Below are 16,322 nucleotides of genomic sequence, written 5' to 3'. Positions count from 1 at the left end.
ATGAAATCATTCAGAGACTAATTCTTTTACTAATATGTGGCCCATATCTTGAGGGTCAAGTATGTTTTTTAACCAAGGAAGAATCTCTTGCATCTGCTGTTTTAGTTTCCAGGGTGGATTTACAACAATCATTCCAGAGGCTGTCATTCCTTTTTGATTATTATCCGGCCTTATTGCGAGTTCAATTTGTAAGATACGCTTAATACCTGTATTAATAATCCCATCTATCATGCCTTGAGTTTGTCTGCGGTTGACTACTGGGTACCAAATTAGATAAGTACCAGTTGCAAAACGTTTATAACCTTCTTTTAGCTCATCGGGTATTTTTTGGTAATCATCTTTTATTTCATAAGATGGATCAATTAAAATAAGCCCACGACGTGACTCAGGTGGTAGCTTTGATTTTAGTTGTAAAAAACCATCTGCACGGCTAACTTGAGCTCGGTCGTCTTTACTAAATTCTTGCCTTAAAAGTGGGTAATCCGACGAGTGTATTTCAGTTAATTGTAACTTATCTTGTGGGCGCAATAACTGCTTTGCAATTAAAGGCGAGCCCGGATAATATTTTAACGTTTCACTGCGATTATAATATTTTAAAACGGAAAGGTAAGAGCTTAAAATTTCTGGTATTTGTGGTTGTTCCCAAACTTTGGCTATTCCAGATAAGTATTCGCCGGTTTTCGCGGAATGTTCGCTTTGTAATAAATAGCGACCAGCTCCCGAGTGTGTATCTAAGTATAAAAAAGGTTTATCTTTCTCTTTTAGTGATTCAAGGCATAAGCTTAGTACGCAATGTTTTAATACATCGGCGTGGTTTCCTGCATGATAGCTGTGTCGATAACTTAACATTTTATTCTCTATATAAATTACATTTTTTTAGTATATACGAATTCATCAAAACGTAATGTGTTTAATTTCGTTAAAATTTTGTTGTAAGATGCCATTTTAGCATAAAAATCATGTTCAACTTATTTTAGGTCTTTGCCGTAGTAATGTTGCGCACTTTTTACAATAGTATTGGGCACATTTATTTTGAATTTTTTGATGTCGAATATTTGTGAGTAAATGGCTTTGGCATTCACAGTAATACTGATGGCGATTTGTTATTAAAGGTTGTGGCAGATTAAAATTATGGGTTCGTTTGGCATCTTGATGAAATATTTGTTCCATAATCCCTTGCCACTCTTTACCGTGCGGTTTCACAAGACCAAATTTTTTATAAGCAATTAAGTGAGCAAGCTCATGTGGGATAACTTCGTTAATAAATTGTTCTTTATTTTCAAGTAACATATTTAGGTTGAGTTGAATTTGCCATTTTTGTAATAGTGCACTACCTGCAATACTGCCTTTTTTTCGATAGATTAATTCTGGTTCATCAAATACTTGATTAAAGAACTGATTCGCGATAGATATATAATGCCTTAAACTGGCGATAACATTATTATGAAGTTGAATTGGGACTCTTTGTTTATTCATCAGTTAATCTATCTATCGCCACGGCACAGTGTGTACCGCGGCGATTAAGTACTATTTTAAATTAGCTGCATCGCGTAATAATTCAGCTTTATCTGTTTTTTCCCATGGAAAAATATCACGTCCAAAATGACCATAGGTTGCTGTTTGCTGATAAATTGGCTGAATAAGATCTAACATTTGAATAAGCCCGTAAGGTCTTAGGTCAAAAAATTGCTTAATTAAGGCAATTATTTGATGATGAGCAATTTTCTCTGTACCAAAAGTATTCACATAAATCGATGTCGGCTCGGCAACGCCAATAGCATAAGATACTTGTAGTTCGCATTTATCGGCAAGTCCTGCTGCCACAATATTTTTTGCAACATATCTGGCCGCGTAGGCAGCTGATCTATCTACTTTAGAAGGATCTTTACCTGAAAACGCGCCGCCACCATGATGCGCAGCTCCGCCGTAAGTATCGACAATAATTTTTCGGCCCGTTAAGCCACAATCGCCCATTGGGCCACCAATAACAAAGCGTCCTGTTGGGTTAATAAAATATTTAGTACGCCCCGTTAACCACTCTTTTGGTAAGATTGGTTTGATAATCTCTTCCATAATCGCTTCTTTTAAAGCTGATTGGCTAATATCTTCTGCGTGCTGAGTTGAAAGAACGACTGCATCGACACCTTTAATTTGATTATCTTCATAAATCAATGTTATTTGGCTTTTAGCATCAGGTCGTAACCACGGTAGTGTGCCATTTTTTCTTACTTCAGCCTGTTTTTTCATTAATTCATGGGCATAAGTAATTGCAGCTGGCATTAAATTCGGCATTTCATTGGTCGCATAGCCGAACATAATACCTTGATCGCCAGCACCTTGTTCTAAAGGATCACCGCGATCAACCCCCTGATTAATGTCCGATGATTGTTTACCTATTGCATTAAGTACGGCGCAAGAATTAGCATCAAATCCCATTTCAGAGCTGGTATATCCGATATTTCTAATTGTTTGGCGCGTTAATTCTTCAATATCTACCCAAGCTGATGTCGTTATTTCACCACCAACTAATGCCATACCCGTTTTTACATAGGTTTCACAAGCAACGCGTGCTTTAGGATCTTGTTTTAAAATCGCATCAAGTACCGCATCTGAAATTTGATCCGCAATTTTATCAGGATGACCTTCTGAAACTGATTCAGAAGTAAATAAAAATTCTGACATTGATATACCTTCTTTATTCTATGATTACTATATAAGATACATTACAGCTATCTATTTAGCAGTTTGACCATCTAGACGGCTATTCTAATCAACAAATTAATAAAAAGCTAGTTGTTACGAATATAAATACTATTTCTGCTTAGTTTCATATTATTTGTTTAATATTGTATTTAAATAGAGAGAAGCATGTTGCATTAAATAAAAATTCTCTTAGCATATACATATAGTTTTATATCCTTATAAGATAAAGCCGTCATGAAAAGCATTCCCAATATATTAGTCTTTGATTCTGGTATCGGTGGGATCTCAGTTTATAATGAGATTCGACAAAAAATACCGAGAGCAAATTATATTTACATATTTGATAACCAAGCCTTTCCTTATGGCGATAAATCAAATGAATTTTTAATTAAGCGAGTTAAGGACGTTATTAATAAAGCTATTTTAATGTTTGCGGTTGATATCGTTGTCATTGCCTGTAACACTGCAAGTACAATTTGTTTGCCAATACTTCGATCATCATTTTCTATTCCAATAGTTGGGGTTGTTCCTGCTATTAAGCCTGCAATAAAGATAACTAAGAATAAATGCATTGGTTTACTTGCTACAAAAGCAACGATACAGCGCGAATATACGCATAATTTAATTCGTGACTTTGCAAGCGGATACAAAATTGAATTATTGGGTTTATCTGAATTAGCTTTGATAGCAGAGCAAAAGCTACAGGGTGTGGCGGTTAACATTGATGTCTTAACTAAACTAATGAGCCCATGGTTAGAACTCAAAATTGTGCCAGATACTATTGTTTTAGGTTGTACTCATTATCCTTTCATTCAGCCAGAATTGGCATTAGTGCTACCTAATGCAACATTTATTGATTCTGGATATGCGATTGCTGCCCGAGTATATGAGCTATTAAAAGAAGAATTTAATCTTACAAGCATTAACCCTTTGTCACAAGTCACAAGTAATGTTGTCTGTAGTACTCTATATAATGAACAAGTTGAGAAATTAATTGGAACGCTCCAAAGATTTAATCTTATTAATTATCAATGCATTAAAATTTAGTGTGTTTAAGTATTGTGCACTCGATAAAATAAATGCATTTTTTTGCTTGATCAAATAAAAAAGATGTCTATAATGCGCACCACTGATTCGTTGAAGCAGAAAACAAAACGGATCGGGCAATATGATGAAAAAAATAACAAGTGTTAAGACGAAGTAAAAAAAAGTTAAAATTAGTCTTGACGAATTAAAAAGGAAAGCGTAGTATACGCAACCCTTGAGACAGCAAAAGCAACACGCTGTCAGCTCTTTAAAAATTAAGAACAGACAATCTGTGTGGGCACTGTCAGGACGAAGAAATTAAAGTCTACGGACTTAAAAAAATCAAGTCTTGATAAGTGACACTGAAGATTCATTTGAATATGTCAGAAACAGTTATTGAGCATCAAACTTTAAAATTGAAGAGTTTGATCATGGCTCAGATTGAACGCTGGCGGCAGGCTTAACACATGCAAGTCGAACGGTAACAGAAGAGCTTGCTCTTGCTGACGAGTGGCGGACGGGTGAGTAATGTATGGGGATCTGCCAAATGGAAGGGGACAACAGTTGGAAACGACTGCTAATACCGTATAATGTCGCGAGACCAAAGTGTGGGACCTTAGGGCCACATGCCATTTGATGAACCCATATGGGATTAGCTAGTAGGTAGGGTAAAGGCCTACCTAGGCGACGATCTCTAGCTGGTCTGAGAGGATGACCAGCCACACTGGAACTGAGACACGGTCCAGACTCCTACGGGAGGCAGCAGTGGGGAATATTGCACAATGGGGGAAACCCTGATGCAGCCATGCCGCGTGTATGAAGAAGGCCTTAGGGTTGTAAAGTACTTTCGGTAATGAGGAAGGTAACTATTCTAACAGGATAGTTAATTGACGTTAATTACAGAAGAAGCACCGGCTAACTCCGTGCCAGCAGCCGCGGTAATACGGAGGGTGCGAGCGTTAATCGGAATGACTGGGCGTAAAGGGCATGTAGGCGGATGATTAAGTTAGGTGTGAAAGCCCCGGGCTCAACCTGGGAATTGCACTTAAAACTGGTTATCTAGAGTATTGTAGAGGAAGGTAGAATTCCACGTGTAGCGGTGAAATGCGTAGAGATGTGGAGGAATACCGGTGGCGAAGGCGGCCTTCTGGACAAATACTGACGCTGAGATGCGAAAGCGTGGGGAGCAAACAGGATTAGATACCCTGGTAGTCCACGCTGTAAACGATGTCGATTTGGAGTTTGGGGGCATGACCCTTGGGCTCCGGAGCTAACGCGTTAAATCGACCGCCTGGGGAGTACGGCCGCAAGGTTAAAACTCAAATGAATTGACGGGGGCCCGCACAAGCGGTGGAGCATGTGGTTTAATTCGATGCAACGCGAAGAACCTTACCTGGTCTTGACATCCATAGAATCTTTCAGAGATGAGAGAGTGCCTTCGGGAGCTATGAGACAGGTGCTGCATGGCTGTCGTCAGCTCGTGTTGTGAAATGTTGGGTTAAGTCCCGCAACGAGCGCAACCCCTATCCTTTGTTGCCAGCACGTAATGGTGGGAACTCAAAGGAGACTGCCGTTGATAAAGCGGAGGAAGGTGGGGACGACGTCAAGTCATCATGGCCCTTACGACCAGGGCTACACACGTGCTACAATGGCGTATACAAAGGGATGCGAAGGTGCGAACTGGAGCGGACCTCACAAAGTACGTCTAAGTCCGGATTGGAGTCTGCAACTCGACTCCATGAAGTCGGAATCGCTAGTAATCGTGAATCAGAATGTCACGGTGAATACGTTCCCGGGCCTTGTACACACCGCCCGTCACACCATGGGAGTGGGTTGCACCAGAAGTAGATAGCTTAACCTTCGGGAGGGCGTTTACCACGGTGTGGTTCATGACTGGGGTGAAGTCGTAACAAGGTAACCGTAGGGGAACCTGCGGTTGGATCACCTCCTTACGAAGTGCCTGACAGTGTTCACATAGATTGTTTGTTTGAAAGTAAATCGTTTACGTCCCCTTCGTCTAGAGGCCTAGGACATCGCCCTTTCACGGCGGTAACAGGGGTTCGAATCCCCTAGGGGACGCCATTATAAAGACGGACGATTTACATTAATTTTTATTTTTGTATTTACTGTAAAGTAGATAGAAAAATAATGCTCTTTAACAATATGGAACAAGCTGAAAGAAACGAGTTCTCGTTTTATTTGAAGTTTGATGTAGATGAAAGTCTAGATTGATATTTTGGATAAGATAGAGAAAAAAGCGAAATTGAGAAAACTGAGACAACTGTAAGTTGTAAGGTTAAGAAATTAAGCGTACACGGTGGATGCCTAGGCAATCAGAGGCGAAGAAGGACGTGTTAATCTGCGAAAAGCGACGGTGAGCTGGTAAAAAGCGCTATAGCCGTCGATATCCGAATGGGGAAACCCAGTATAGGTAACTATACTATCCTTAACTGAATAAAATAGGTTAAGGAGGCAAACCGGGAGAACTGAAACATCTCAGTACCCCGAGGAAAAGAAATCAACCGAGATTCCCAAAGTAGCGGCGAGCGAAATGGGAGGAGCCCAAAGCGGGTAGCTTAGTGTGTAAATGGAAGCGTCTGGAAAGTCGCACGACAGAGGGTGATAGTCCCGTACATGAATATGCATTAAGTGGAAGCTTGAAGAGTAGGGCGGGACACGTGGTATCCTGTCTGAATATGGGGGGACCATCCTCCAAGGCTAAATACTCCTGATTGACCGATAGTGAACTAGTACCGTGAGGGAAAGGCGAAAAGAACCCCGGCGAGGGGAGTGAAATAGAACCTGAAACCGTGTACGTACAATCAGTGGGAGCATCTATATGGTGTGACTGCGTACCTTTTGTATAATGGGTCAGCGACTTATATTCTGTAGCGAGGTTAACCGAATAGGGGAGCCGTAGGGAAACCGAGTCTTAACTGGGCGAATGAGTTGCAGGGTATAGACCCGAAACCCGGTGATCTAGCCATGGGCAGGTTGAAGGTTGGTTAACACTAACTGGAGGACCGAACCGACTAATGTTGAAAAATTAGCGGATGACCTGTGGCTGGGGGTGAAAGGCCAATCAAACCGGGAGATAGCTGGTTCTCCCCGAAAGCTATTTAGGTAGCGCCTCATGTATAACTGTTGGGGGTAGAGCACTGTTTCGGCTAGGGGGCCATCCCGGCTTACCAACCCGATGCAAACTCCGAATACCGACAAGTTGAGCATGGGAGACACACGGCGGGTGCTAACGTTCGTCGTGAAGAGGGAAACAACCCAGACCGCCAGCTAAGGTCCCAAAGTCATAGTTAAGTGGGAAACGAAGTGGGAAGGCTTAGACAGCTAGGATGTTGGCTTAGAAGCAGCCATCATTTAAAGAAAGCGTAATAGCTCACTAGTCGAGTCGGCCTGCGCGGAAGATGTAACGGGGCTAAACTATGCACCGAAGCTGCGGCAGTGTGTGAATAACATATTGGGTAGGGGAGCGTTCTGTAAGCCGTCGAAGGTGAACTGTGAGGTTTGCTGGAGGTATCAGAAGTGCGAATGCTGACATAAGTAACGATAATGCGGGTGAAAAGCCCGCACGCCGGAAGACCAAGGGTTCCTGTCCAACGTTAATCGGGGCAGGGTGAGTCGACCCCTAAGGCGAGGCAGAGATGCGTAGCTAATGGGAAACGGGTTAATATTCCCGTACTGAATGTGACTGCGATGGGGTGACGGAGAAGGCTAGGTTTACCGGGATAGGTCCGCAAGGAGCCCGGGTTAAGCATGTAGGGGTGTGATTAGGCAAATCCGGTCACTAAAACTCTGAGATGTGATGACGAGGCACTAAGGTGCTGAAGTAATTGATGCCCTGCTTCCAGGAAAAGCCTCTAAGCTTCAGGTCATATTTAATCGTACCCGAAACCGACACAGGTGGTCAGGTAGAGAATACTCAGGCGCTTGAGAGAACTCGGGTGAAGGAACTAGGCAAAATGGTGCCGTAACTTCGGGAGAAGGCACGCTGATGGTAATTGAAATCCCGCGCGGACGTAGGTGAAATCAGTCGAAGATACCAGCTGGCTGCAACTGTTTAATAAAAACACAGCACTGTGCAAACACGAAAGTGGACGTATACGGTGTGACGCCTGCCCGGTGCTGGAAGGTTAATTGATGGGGTTATCAGTAATGAGAAGCTCTTGATCGAAGCCCCAGTAAACGGCGGCCGTAACTATAACGGTCCTAAGGTAGCGAAATTCCTTGTCGGGTAAGTTCCGACCTGCACGAATGGCGTAATGATGGCCAGGCTGTCTCCACCCGAGACTCAGTGAAATTGAATTTGCCGTGAAGATGCGGTGTACCCGTGGCAAGACGGAAAGACCCCGTGAACCTTTACTATAGCTTGACAGTGAACATTGAGCCTTAATGTGTAGGATAGGTGGGAGACAATGAATTGTGGACGCTAGTCTGCATGGAGTCGACCTTGAAATACCACCCTTTAATGTTTGATGTTCTAACGTAGAGCCCTGAATCGGGCTTGCGGACACTGTCTGGTGGGTAGTTTGACTGGGGCGGTCTCCTCCCAAAGAGTAACGGAGGAGCACGAAGGTTAGCTAATCCTGGTCGGACATCAGGAGGTTAGTGCAATGGCATAAGCTAGCTTGACTGCGAGAGTGACGGCTCGAGCAGGTACGAAAGTAGGTCATAGTGATCCGGTGGTTCTGAATGGAAGGGCCATCGCTCAACGGATAAAAGGTACTCCGGGGATAACAGGCTGATACCGCCCAAGAGTTCATATCGACGGCGGTGTTTGGCACCTCGATGTCGGCTCATCACATCCTGGGGCTGAAGTAGGTCCCAAGGGTACGGCTGTTCGCCGTTTAAAGTGGTACGCGAGCTGGGTTTAGAACGTCGTGAGACAGTTCGGTCCCTATCTGCCATGGGCGTAGGAGGATTGAGGGGGTTTGCTTCTAGTACGAGAGGACCGAAGTGAACGCACCGCTGGTGTTCGGGTTGTAATGCCAATTGCATTGCCCGGTAGCTACGTGCGGAATAGATAAGTGCTGAAAGCATATAAGCACGAAACTAGCCCCGAGATGAGTCCTCCCAGAGTTTACTCTGTAAGGTCCGTTTGAGACTAAGACGTAGATAGGTCAGGTGTGTAAGTGTAGCGATACATTGAGCTAACTGATACTAATGAACCGAGAGTCTTAACCTTACAACTTAGAGTTGTTTCAAATCTCAAAGAGAATTTCGGCTTGAACTGTATTGAGTATATGGTGATGATGTAGAGTGGGTATAAAGATATTTTATTATATAGAAATATTTATATTTATGATTAACTCATCGTTATATAAGAGAAAACGAGTTATGTCTGGCGGCAATGTTGCGGTGGTCCCACCTGATCCATGCCGAACTCAGAAGTGAAACGCCGTGAAGCCGATGGTAGTGTGGGGGTTACCCCATGTGAGAGTAGGTCACCGCCAGACTTTTAATATTTAAAATGAATAAATGAATATTTATTCAGATGTGTTTGTACCTTATTCGGTGGAGCGGTAGTTCAGTTGGTTAGAATACCTGCCTGTCACGCAGGGGGTCGCGGGTTCGAGCCCCGTCCGTTCCGCCAATCTTATTAGGGGCGTAGTTCAATTGGTAGAGCACCGGTCTCCAAAACCGGGTGTTGGGAGTTCGAGCCTCTCCGCCCCTGCCATTTTAGCCTTTATTGTCTTATTTTTAATCAATCAAACTGTAAAACAATCATAAATCAAAGATTTTTATTTACAGAATTCTGCACTTAATTATAATCCGCAAATCGTTACATTAAATTTAGTTATAAGGGATTAAAAATGGCCGAAAGCTTTTCTTCACAACAACGTTTTTTTGATAATAAAAATTATCCTAGAGGTTTTTCTCGTCACGGTGATTTTACTATTAAAGAGTCACAACTTTTGGAAAAATACGGTACTGCATTTAAAGAATTAGATAGCGAGACTCGTAAGCCATTAACAGCTGAAGAAAAATCATTTGTTTCAGTATGCCGAGGTAAAAAAGAAGCATCGAATGAATATGAAAAAATTTGGCTTAAATACCTTAACTGTGTTAATAAGGCTAAAAAGTTTCATACTTTATCTGGTGGAAAACCTCAAGTAGATGTTACAGATGATTTTATTGATAATGATGATTAACTACTAACCTATATTCTTATGTAGCTGTATTAGTAACTTATCCATAGAACGATAACTTAATGCTTCGGTCAAATGTTTTCGTTCTATGTCTATTTCCCCTTCCAAATCGGCTATCGTTCTAGCGACTTTTAAAATCCTATGCCATGCCCTTACTGATAATCCTAATTTAATTAAAGCTTGTTCTAAAAAAATATGATCTTCTTTACTCAAAGCGCAATATTGACTTATTTCTTGGGTTGAAAGCATACTATTAATTTTACCACCCCGCTTAATTTGTTTATCCCTTGCATACATTACTCGTTTTTTAACGTCAACACTTGTTTCACCTTGGCTTATAGCATGTATTAACGACCCTTTAGGTAATAAAGGCACTTCTATCGAAATATCAAATCTATCAAGAAAAGGTCCTGATAAACGATTAAGATATCGGATTGTTTGTTGTGGTGTCGTACGATTATGTATACCTTGATAATGTCCTGTTGGGCTAGGGTTCATTGCTGCTATCAGTTGTACTTTCGCCGGAAAGGTAATTTTAGCATTTGCCCGTGAAATAATGATTTCGCCAGATTCAAGAGGCTCTCTTAGCGCATCTAATACTTTACGATTAAATTCGGGTAATTCGTCCAAAAAAAGAATACCATTATGTGCAAGCGAAATCTCGCCAGGTTTTGGGATTGAACCTCCACCAACTAATGCCGCGCAAGAAGCACTATGATGAGGTGCTCTAAAAGGCCGCTTACGCCAATTAGTAATAAGACTATGTTGATTAGATAGGCTTGCTATTGCGGCTGTCTCTAAAGACTCTTGGTCATTCAAATTTGGCAGTAAATCAACTAATCGACTTGCTAGCATTGTTTTTCCGGTACCAGGCGGACCTATCAGTAATAAATTATGCCCACCTGTAGCAGATATTTCTAGTGCGCGCTTTGCATGGTGTTGCCCGATAATATCTTGTAGATCATTCTTAGGTTGTTCATTTTCTATCGGAATAAGGTAGTTAACGCCAGATAACGCGGATTCCTCTGAAAAATGTTGTTGTAGCTGAACGAGATTATTACACACAAGCGTATTACTGTGATTAATTAATGCAATTTCAGAACTGTTCTCGGTTGAGAGAATTAATATTCTGGAATCATTTTGAACTGAAATTGCAGCAGGAATAGCCCCTTTTACTGCTCTTATTTCTCCAGCTAGGGATAATTCGCCTAAAAACTCATACAAATGTAGCGTATCGATTTTTATTTGCTCTGTCGCTGCTAATATTGCAATGGCTATCGGTAAGTCAAAGCGACTACCTTCTTTAGGCAGATCTGCTGGCGAAAGATTAATCGTAATTTTTTTAGATGGAAAACTAAAACCACTATTAATTAAGGCACTTCTAACGCGGTCTTTAGCTTCCTTTACTGATGCTTCAGGTAATCCGACTAATGTAAAGCATGGCATACCATTACTAATATGCACTTCTACATCAATTTTGGGGGCTTGAATACCAATACAAGCACGAGTATAAATAGTAAAAAGAGACATATAGATTAAATTAAATCCAATATTTTTAGAATGAGAATAATGTATTGGTTAATTTATCTTAAGCTCTTTTTAATAATTATTTATTCGATGAGGGTCTCATATTGATGTTTCATTTTTTCGTTAGAAATTTTAAGCTATGATATTCATCACACAATGCTCAATTGACCTGTATTTTCCCCATCTTTGTTAATAATAATGAGAAGATAAATAGTATGGCATTAACGACAACAACGGAAGGGCCTGTTGGCGTATCATAATAAGCGGAAAACATTAATCCCCCTATTACCGAAACAATACCCATTAAGATGGCTAAAATTGCCATTTTTTCAGGTGTTTTAGCGTAAAATCGAGCGGTTGCTGCAGGTATAATAAGTAAAGAGGTTATTATCAGAGCGCCGACGAACTTCATTGATAAGCCAATTGTTAAGGCTAATATTAATGTTAACATTAATTTAGTTTTAACAATATTGATTCCATAACTAAAGGCAAGTTCTTCATTCACAGTGACGAAAAGGAATTTGTTCCAATTAAAAAATAAAATTATACCAACAATAATAATACCCGTAACAATAAAATATACGTCAGTAAAGGTAATCGATAATAGATCACCAAATAGATAGCCCATCAAATCAACTCTAATATTTTTCATTAAACTAATTACGATAACTCCGAGTGATAAAGAGCTATGGGCTAAAATTCCTAATAGCGTATCAATAGCGAGTTTTTGTTGTGATTCTAAGTAGACAAGGGCAACTGCTAAAATGATGGTTATAAATATTACTGCATAAAAAGGGTTAATATTGAGTAAAAAACCGAAAGCAATCCCTAATAAAGCTGCATGTGATAATGTATCACCAAAATAAGACATCTTACGCCAAACAACAAATGAACCTAGTGGGCCGGTAATAAAAGACAAAGCGATCCCAACGATTAAAGGTGGTAGTAATAATTCAAACATGGCGGATAGCTCCAAGTGTTGGTAACTTTATTCGTCCCTGATAATGCTGTTGATGAGAATGCTGGTAAAGATGATGGTGTCGATATACAGCAAGCTGATTTGCAGCACTACGCCCAAATAGTGCAATAAATTCGGGATCATTCGATACTAGGGCCGGTGTACCTACACAACAAATATGTTTATTTAAACAAATCACTTCATCAGTTTTTGCCATAACAAGATGTAAATCATGTGATACCATTAATACCGCGCAATTGAATTCATTTTTAGCATTTGCGATTAAATTATATAGTGACATTTGACCATTTACATCAACCCCTTGGGTGGGTTCATCTAAAATCAATAACTCTGGTTTTTTTATTAAGGCTTGAGCCAATAAGACACGTTGCATCTCACCGCCTGATAATTGATGCATGGTTTTATTTAGCAAATGTGAACCATTAACTCGCTGAAGTATATTTTCAATATCATTACTAGTAATATTTCTATTTAATTCAATGAATCGCTTAACCGTAAGAGGGAGAGTTGGGTCTAGTTTTAATTTTTGCGGGACGTAGCCAATTGTTAGATTTGCTTTTCTAACTATTTGTCCTTTTGTTGGTTGTAATAAACCTAATACCAGCTTAACTAACGTTGATTTTCCAGCGCCATTTGGGCCTAATAATGTGATGATTTTACCCATTTCAATTGAGAAAGAAATATTCTCCAGCACTTTTTGATGGTTAAATTCAACTGCAACATTTTTAATAGAAACGAGCGATTGCATGATATTTTAAAATTCTTGTTTTAGTTAATGTTATAATATAACATAACCTTTCTTTATTACATAAGAGTATTATATATGTTTAAATATAATTTAATAAAAAAATTTATTTTATTCTTCTTTAGCATTAGCTTATCGATAAATTTTGTGCAAGCTAAAGTTCTTACCTCCGTTAAGCCTCTTGGGTTTATTACGGCAGCCATTGCAGATGGCGTTACTGACACCGATATTTTATTACCTGATGGCGCGTCACCTCATACTTATTCATTAAAACCATCAGATCTAATCAAAATAAAATCGGCAGATTTAATTATTTGGGTTGGTGATGACATGGAGGCTTTTTTACCTAATTTTTTGAAAAGTATTGATAATTCTAAACAGTTAGAACTTGCAGCTAATCCTAATATAAAAGCACTGCTTCGCGCTGGGCATTCACATGAAGAAGAAAGTGATGAACATGACCATGATGAGCATTCTAGCGATGACCACCATCACGAGCATCACCATGGACAGTTTGATATGCATATTTGGCTCTCACCTCAAATTGCAAGAGCCGCAGCACAGAGTATTCACGATAAATTGGTTGTAATTTATCCAGATAAAGCGAGTTTATTAGATGAAAATTTAAGTAAATTTACGTCGAAATTAAAAGATACTGAACAAATCATTGCAAAAAAATTGAATAGCGTACAAAATAAAGGTTATTTTGTTTTTCATGATGGATATGGTTATTTCGAAAGCGAATTTAATCTAAATCATTTAGGGAGTTTTACCGTTAATCCAGCTATTCAGCCTGGGGTAAAAAAAATCTATGAAATTCAAAGCGAATTAAGCCATAAAAATGCAGTTTGTGTGTTTAAAGAGCCTCAGTTTAGTCCTGCAATTATTAATAAACTAGTTGATGGTACTCGTGTGAAAGTGGGTGAAATTGACCCATTGGGCATGGATATTGAGTTATCTACAGATGCATACTGTAAATTTTTATTAAAAATAGCACAACAATTTCTAAATTGTTTAGAATAGGCTAAAATTTTTAACGATAAAAAGGTTATTTTGAGTGCAACAGACTGATCCATCTACTACCATAAGTAATGGAATTAAAATTCCTTATTTTGCCGTATTAGGTGCTTTGATTCTTATTATTCTATTTTTTGTGTTGTGGCGTCCCCTCAATCCAAATCGTACCGTATATATTCCGCTTACAGAACAAGTGCAAACAACTGTGCTTGAAAATGAGCGATTACCTGCAATTGTCGGCAATGCGACAATTGAGATTGTCGAAGATAGAAATCCTGCTCAATCTCAATTATCGGAATCGTTAGATCAGCCCAAACCAGAAGATGACGTTGTTAAAGACGAACTTGATACCGCAATTGCACAAGATGATAACCTAGTTCAATATACGGTTGGGCGAGGTGACTCTTTATACGGCATATTGGCACAATATGGCGTTAATCGAGCTGATATCTACTTGCTAACTAAAGAATATAAGCAGTTAGCTAATTTACGTATTGGGCAGCAGATCAGTTGGACTACAGATAGCGAGCATAATTTAAAAACGTTTAACTGGATTATATCTAATAATAATATTCGAATTTATGAACGTAATGGTGATGATTTTATAGAGAGGACTGAAACCCGTGAAGGGGTTTGGCAACCATTTAGTATCACTGGTGATATCGATTCTAATTTTGTTATTGATGCTAAGAATTCAGGATTAACAAGTAATGAAATTTCAATAATTACTAAGGCGCTACAATGGCAACTTGATTTTAGACGCTTACAAAAAGGTGATAAATTTTCAGTACTATTATCTCGTGAAATGCTTGATGATATTCATGAAAATAGTCAACTTTTAGCGGTTAGAATTAGAAATGGTAGTAAAGATTATTATGCAATCCTAGCGGAAGATGGTTCTTATTATGATATTAATGGTGATGGTTTGTCACAAAGCTTTTTACGTTATCCTCTAGATAAGCCTGCACGTATCTCATCGCCATTTAACCCAAGGCGATTACATCCTGTTACTAAAAAAATTGCACCTCATAATGGGGCTGATTTTGCCGTTTCGCGCGGTACACCGGTTTTATCTGTCGGTGAAGGAGAGGTTGTTATTGCTAAATATAGTGGTTCAGCAGGTAATTTTATTGCTATCCGTCATGGACGACAATATATGACCAAATATATGCATCTTGATAAGATTTTAGTTAAGCCAGGTCAGCAAGTTAAAAAAGGCGATAAAATAGCCTTATCTGGTAATACGGGGCGTTCAACGGGGCCTCATTTACATTATGAGCTACATATTAATGGTCAAGCAGTTAATCCTTTAACCGCTAATTTACCGGTTTCATCTGGATTAACTGGTAAATCTAAAACTACATTTTTAGAGCAGCTCAAGGATATTAAACCTAAGCTTGCTTTTTCGTCTGATAAAAATAACGTAAACGCAGAAGAAGCTAATCCAGCATAATTGGAATAGCTTGCTTGAGCGTGATTTCTGTTGTTGAAATATTGGTGTTATAACACAATATTTCAACTCCATTTTCTACCGCATCTTTTAATAATTGGCAGTATAATGGGTCAATTTGTGCCGCTGGTGAAAAGTATTTAACACCAGAATGAAGCACCAGAAAAAAGATCACAGCTCTATGTCCTTGGCTAGCCATTAATTTTAATTCTCGTAAATGCTTTTGTCCACGCGCAGTCACTGCATCCGGAAAATAGCCAAATTTATTGCGATCATTAAATAATGTTGTTGATTTGACTTCCACATAGCACTGGCTATTTTGAGGATCTTCTAACAATAAATCTATTCGGCTATTTTCATCACCGTATTTTATTTCAGAAAATATCTGTTCATATGAGGTAAATTCTTTTATTTTTTGCTGTAAAAAGGCTTCTTTAACAATCTGATTTGCTCTGATTGTATTAACGCAAATACGGTAGTTATCTTTGGTATAAGTCAATTCCCAACTAAAGGGTAATTTTCGTTTAGGGTTTGTTGATGTTGAATACCAAACAGTATCGCCGACAGCTGCGCATCCAGTCATTGCACCCGTATTTGCACAATGAATCGTAATAATTTCATTATTGGGTAATAAAATATCAGCTAAAAAGCGTTTGTAGCGTTTAATGAAAATGCCTGATTGAAGAGGGGATAGAAAAACCATACAAATACTCA

At 39.4% G+C, this 16,322-nt stretch carries 11 protein-coding genes, 3 tRNA genes and 3 rRNA genes; 10 read left to right on the top strand and 7 right to left on the bottom strand.

The genetic code is table 11. The features are described 5' to 3' along the window. Positions 1-6: 6 nt before the first annotated feature. The 3 genes from RHO14_11565 to metK all read right to left on the bottom strand — a co-directional run bounded on the left by RHO14_11565 (position 7) and on the right by metK (position 2,682). Entirely contained in the window at positions 7-849 is an 843-nt protein-coding gene (locus RHO14_11565; GenBank protein ID WVD70977.1) for a 23S rRNA (adenine(2030)-N(6))-methyltransferase RlmJ, read from the bottom strand. Between the two features lie 114 nt (positions 850-963). After that, a complete protein-coding gene (locus RHO14_11560) occupies positions 964-1,476 on the bottom strand; it encodes a SprT family zinc-dependent metalloprotease (GenBank protein ID WVD70976.1) in 513 nt (170 codons plus the stop codon). A 51-nt stretch (positions 1,477-1,527) separates the two neighbouring features. Beyond that, positions 1,528-2,682 carry a methionine adenosyltransferase gene (gene metK, locus RHO14_11555; protein ID WVD70975.1) on the bottom strand — a complete coding sequence of 385 codons (1,155 nt, stop codon included), beginning with the start codon at positions 2,680-2,682 and terminating at the stop codon, positions 1,528-1,530. Positions 2,683-2,937: 255 nt separating this feature from the next. Between metK and murI the strand changes: the two genes are divergently transcribed. From murI to RHO14_11515, 8 genes are all read left to right on the top strand, one after another. Continuing rightward, positions 2,938-3,750, top strand: a complete 813-nt coding sequence (gene murI, locus RHO14_11550) for a glutamate racemase (protein ID WVD70974.1) — start codon at positions 2,938-2,940, stop codon at positions 3,748-3,750. A 392-nt stretch (positions 3,751-4,142) separates the two neighbouring features. After that, positions 4,143-5,681, top strand: a 16S ribosomal RNA gene (locus tag RHO14_11545). Positions 5,682-5,735: 54 nt separating this feature from the next. Beyond that, positions 5,736-5,811: transfer RNA gene (locus tag RHO14_11540), tRNA-Glu, on the top strand. A gap of 212 nt (positions 5,812-6,023) precedes the next feature. After that, positions 6,024-8,926 (top strand): 23S ribosomal RNA (locus tag RHO14_11535). 155 nt (positions 8,927-9,081) lie between these two features. Continuing rightward, a 5S ribosomal RNA gene (gene rrf, locus RHO14_11530) occupies positions 9,082-9,197 on the top strand. Together the 16S, 23S and 5S rRNA genes with 3 tRNA genes alongside form the textbook arrangement of a ribosomal RNA operon. Before the next feature lie 60 nt (positions 9,198-9,257). Continuing rightward, positions 9,258-9,334, top strand: a tRNA-Asp gene (locus RHO14_11525). An 8-nt stretch (positions 9,335-9,342) separates the two neighbouring features. Then, positions 9,343-9,418 (top strand) — tRNA-Trp (locus RHO14_11520). Positions 9,419-9,554: 136 nt separating this feature from the next. Then, on the top strand, positions 9,555-9,893 hold the full coding sequence (locus RHO14_11515) for a DUF413 domain-containing protein (GenBank protein ID WVD70973.1): 339 nt from the start codon (positions 9,555-9,557) through the stop codon (positions 9,891-9,893). Positions 9,894-9,896: 3 nt separating this feature from the next. On the opposite strand, the gene RHO14_11510 is transcribed toward RHO14_11515, so the two are convergent. The 3 genes from RHO14_11510 to znuC form a co-directional block, all read right to left on the bottom strand. Beyond that, complete coding sequence (locus RHO14_11510; protein ID WVD70972.1) at positions 9,897-11,420, bottom strand: YifB family Mg chelatase-like AAA ATPase; 1,524 nt, start codon at positions 11,418-11,420, stop codon at positions 9,897-9,899. Positions 11,421-11,577: 157 nt separating this feature from the next. Next, complete coding sequence (znuB, locus tag RHO14_11505; protein ID WVD70971.1) at positions 11,578-12,378, bottom strand: zinc ABC transporter permease subunit ZnuB; 801 nt, start codon at positions 12,376-12,378, stop codon at positions 11,578-11,580. Next, positions 12,371-13,144, bottom strand: a complete 774-nt coding sequence (gene znuC, locus RHO14_11500; GenBank protein WVD70970.1) for a zinc ABC transporter ATP-binding protein ZnuC — start codon at positions 13,142-13,144, stop codon at positions 12,371-12,373. The genes znuB and znuC overlap by 8 nt, the downstream gene beginning before the upstream one ends. 75 nt (positions 13,145-13,219) lie before the next feature. Here znuC and znuA point away from each other — a divergent pair, with 75 nt between their 5' ends. Together znuA and mepM are read left to right on the top strand one after the other, a co-directional pair. Beyond that, entirely contained in the window at positions 13,220-14,164 is a 945-nt protein-coding gene (znuA, locus tag RHO14_11495) for a zinc ABC transporter substrate-binding protein ZnuA (protein ID WVD70969.1), read from the top strand. Positions 14,165-14,198: 34 nt separating this feature from the next. Beyond that, a complete protein-coding gene (gene mepM, locus RHO14_11490; GenBank protein ID WVD70968.1) occupies positions 14,199-15,611 on the top strand; it encodes a murein DD-endopeptidase MepM in 1,413 nt (470 codons plus the stop codon). Here the strand turns inward: mepM and sfsA are convergent. Next, the gene (gene sfsA, locus RHO14_11485; GenBank protein WVD70967.1) at positions 15,598-16,311 is read right to left on the bottom strand and encodes a DNA/RNA nuclease SfsA; all 714 of its coding nucleotides are present in this window, start codon (positions 16,309-16,311) and stop codon (positions 15,598-15,600) included. The genes mepM and sfsA overlap by 14 nt on opposite strands. Positions 16,312-16,322 lie beyond the last annotated feature (11 nt).

This window comes from Orbaceae bacterium lpD04 (assembly GCA_036251935.1).
GTDB lineage: Bacteria > Pseudomonadota > Gammaproteobacteria > Enterobacterales > Orbaceae > Orbus > Orbus wheelerorum.
Note: the sequence above shows the minus strand (reverse complement) of the source record. Positions and strands in the feature narration are given on the sequence as shown.

Bases quoted from the DNA above. Each gene is read 5' to 3' on its own strand.
- RHO14_11565 (WVD70977.1), bottom strand. From the start codon at position 849: ATGTTAAGTTATCGACACAGCTATCATGCAGGAAACCACGCCGATGTA.
- RHO14_11560 (WVD70976.1), bottom strand. From the start codon at position 1,476: ATGAATAAACAAAGAGTCCCAATTCAACTTCATAATAATGTTATCGCC.
- metK (WVD70975.1), bottom strand. From the start codon at position 2,682: ATGTCAGAATTTTTATTTACTTCTGAATCAGTTTCAGAAGGTCATCCT.
- murI (WVD70974.1), top strand. From the start codon at position 2,938: ATGAAAAGCATTCCCAATATATTAGTCTTTGATTCTGGTATCGGTGGG.
- RHO14_11515 (WVD70973.1), top strand. From the start codon at position 9,555: ATGGCCGAAAGCTTTTCTTCACAACAACGTTTTTTTGATAATAAAAAT.
- RHO14_11510 (WVD70972.1), bottom strand. From the start codon at position 11,420: ATGTCTCTTTTTACTATTTATACTCGTGCTTGTATTGGTATTCAAGCC.
- znuB (WVD70971.1), bottom strand. From the start codon at position 12,378: ATGTTTGAATTATTACTACCACCTTTAATCGTTGGGATCGCTTTGTCT.
- znuC (WVD70970.1), bottom strand. From the start codon at position 13,144: ATGCAATCGCTCGTTTCTATTAAAAATGTTGCAGTTGAATTTAACCAT.
- znuA (WVD70969.1), top strand. From the start codon at position 13,220: ATGTTTAAATATAATTTAATAAAAAAATTTATTTTATTCTTCTTTAGC.
- sfsA (WVD70967.1), bottom strand. From the start codon at position 16,311: ATGGTTTTTCTATCCCCTCTTCAATCAGGCATTTTCATTAAACGCTAC.